This window comes from Olavius algarvensis spirochete endosymbiont, assembly GCA_900608495.1.
GTDB lineage: Bacteria > Spirochaetota > Spirochaetia > DSM-2461 > DSM-2461 > UBA2779.
In genome coordinates this window covers 1-2,863 of the sequence record UWYT01000311.1, presented here as the reverse complement: position 1 = coordinate 2,863, position 2,863 = coordinate 1, and the positions used below count along the sequence as shown (strand labels likewise).

Genomic DNA, 2,863 nt, shown 5'->3' with positions numbered 1-2,863 from the left:
GGGATGAGGGGAAGGATAGGAGGCCGGCAAAGGGGTTCACTATCATTCTGGGCTTGATGAGCCTCTGGGCCGCCTGGTGGCGCTCTATGATGGCGGGCACTGCCTCCTCCCTCTTCCTGTAGGCCCTAAGTGAGTACTTCTCCCTCTGGCGTCTATGAATGGCCTCTGTCTGACTCTGGCTCTCATCCGCCGAGATGAGAAAGGAGCGGGAGGCGTTCTCCTCGTTGATCCGGCTCATCGTGGTGCTCATCACCATGGCCACTCTCACCTTCTTCTTAACCATATGACTCACCATCCTGCCGCTCTTCTCATCCTTGGTGGTAACAAGACGGCTCAGCTCTCCGCTGGAGAGCATCTCTCTTAGCTGGTACTCCACTGACTCGGAATGGACCGACTCTCCCAGGGTTAGGAACTTGCCCACCAGGGCATCATCCTCCATGTAGTTTAGAGCCTGATCCGAGAGGCTGGTCAGGTTAAGCGCATCTTCTGGAGGCATGAGCCTTCTCACCGTATCTATCAGGTAGCTCTTGCCGCTGGCAGACTGGCTGTGAACTATGATGGAGATTGGGCTCTCCATCTTGCGGCTTGATGCTGCGATGTACATGAGACGCTTGTTCACGCCCTCGCCCACATAGCCAAGCTCTTCCAGGTCCTCTTCGATTCTCTTAAACAGGGCAGGGTCTCTAAGAAGGGCCAGCCCCTCTACCCTCTCCCTGGGGCCAGGGGTGAGCGGAAAAGATAGCCTATTATCTCTTCCTTCATCCTCCTCATTTGCCTCCAGGTATTCCAGGATGCAAACCAGCTCCCTCTCTATCCTGGCTGGCTCCAGGGTTTCAGAAAGCCTTGCAAGTTGGTTTGCAAAGAGGGAGCGGCTCCTTGCGGAGAAGAGATCCACATTGTCTATGATGCGCCGGCCATCAGGTTGGAGTTCGGTGTTTTCATCGGAAGCAGCCTCATCGGGAGGGCTCGCCTTGGGAAGCTTCACCAGGGAGGCCCTGATGTTCACTTTGAAGGATGCGCCCTCATTCATCCTGATAATCTTGTAGCTAATCTCATTAGAAGTCGCCTTGCAGCTCCCCCTCTTACCGCTGAAAGTCAAACCCAAGGGAGCGGCGGCCATCAGGGTGGCATCCCGGATCAGACGCTCTATATGAGCCTTCTTATCTTCAGATGGGCCGCTACCCCGCAGATACTCGTTCCAGTCCTTAAGCGGAGGGAAGATTCTCCTACTTCTTATGCCCTCCCTTCTTAGCCTCTCTGCTATCGTGAGCGCCCCCCTCCTTCCAGCTTCATCGTTATCCAGGGCCAGGATAACCTCCCTTGTGCCAGCCCCCTTTAAGGCCTCTATGTGGGTTTCAGTCAGGCCCTTTGCGCCATAGAGAGCATCCAAGTTCTGAAAGCCGAGAACCATCAGGCTAAGGGCATCCAGGATGCTCTCAGTTAGAATCATCCTCTCCGGGTAGACTCCATAGGTTTTGGGGTTTAAGAGACCCTGATGGGGGCCTCTCATGTAAAGATGCTCTAAGCTCCCTCTCTTCTCTATCCTGCGGCCATAGAGGCCTACCGGCTCACCTTGGAGGCTCCTTAAGGGAATGGTGATGCAGCCTAGAAAGTGTTCCTTCCCCCTGGCATTCAAGATGCCCATCTCTTCCAGGGCTGCCCGCTGATCTTTACTTATCCTCCCCTCCAGAGCTCCTGATGCGAAGCCCACTTCCTGGCGGCCAAGTATACCCGGGTGGTAGAGCCCGCGGCTCTTGAGGTAACTTCCAGCTTCCCTGGATGTCTCCAGGTCTCTCCGGTAGGCGGCTATGACATCCTTAAGCGAGGGGCGGTTCTGTAAGTCAGGCGATGACTTGGGCCCTGGGCCTCTGCAGGCGCTGGAAGCAAAGTCCTTCAGAAAGTCTAGAGCCTCAGGGAAGCTTAGAGTCCGAAGCCTCATCACAAGGTTGAACACATCACCGCTCTCACCACAGCCGAAGCAGTGGTAGAGGCCCTTGGACTGATCGACGCTGAGCGAGGGGCTCTTATCCTCGTGGAAGGGGCAGCTCCCCATCCAGCTTGAGCCCTTCTTCTCCAGCTTAACTCCAAAGGAGCCAAAGAGGGCCACGATGTCCACCCTGGACTTCACCTCGTCCTTGCTGAACTCTTCTAGGAACCCTATTCCCTTGGAAAGGGGGGAGCGGCCCTTGAGACGGCCTCTCATGATGCGCCCTCATGAGTGCGGACTTGCAGCCTCATCCTCACGGCCTCTCCCAGGGCCATCACTTCCTCTCGGCTCTTACTCCAACCTGATCCTGCAAGGTCAACCAGGCCCTTCCTCTCCGCTATGGCCTCTTCAAACCTCACCGAGCGGCCAAGCTCTTCTTTGAAACAGAGCTCACCGAACACCCGCCTAAGCTCCCCCACTAGCTCACGGCCAATGATGGTGATGCCGCTGTAGGCGTTTACGGCCACGCCCAGGAGGGTGAGATGGGGGTTTAAGGTCTTCCTCATCTTCTCCATGGTTTCAAGTAGGTCGCTGGCTCCCTGGAGGGAGTATTGGGCCGGCGATATGGGAATCAGGAGCAGATCGGCCGCTGCCAGAGCGTTGCCGGTGAGGATGCCAAGAGATGGAGGGGTGTCAATGATGATAAGATCAGGGCCACCAGCCCAAGGGGCGCAGGCCCTCATGAACTCCTCGCTCTCCAGGAGTCTTTTTAGCCTGAGATAGCCGTCTATTTCACCCACCAGGCTCCGCTCTAACAGGGAGAGCCGGATGGAGCCTGAGAGCAGCCTCAGGTTCTCCCTCACCGAAGTCAGGGTGATGGGTCCATCCAGTATGGCCTCATAGAGGCCCCTCTCAGGTTCATTCTCGAAGAAGCTC

At 56.4% G+C, this 2,863-nt stretch carries 2 protein-coding genes; both read right to left on the bottom strand.

The features are described from left to right. On the bottom strand, nt 1-2,203 hold a 2,203-nt coding region (locus tag S1OALGB6SA_RS09290; protein ID WP_124033295.1), incomplete at its 3' end, for a CHC2 zinc finger domain-containing protein. Continuing rightward, on the bottom strand, nt 2,200-2,863 hold a 664-nt coding region (locus S1OALGB6SA_RS09285), incomplete at its 5' end, for a ParA family protein (RefSeq protein WP_124033294.1). The genes S1OALGB6SA_RS09290 and S1OALGB6SA_RS09285, both read right to left, overlap by 4 nt.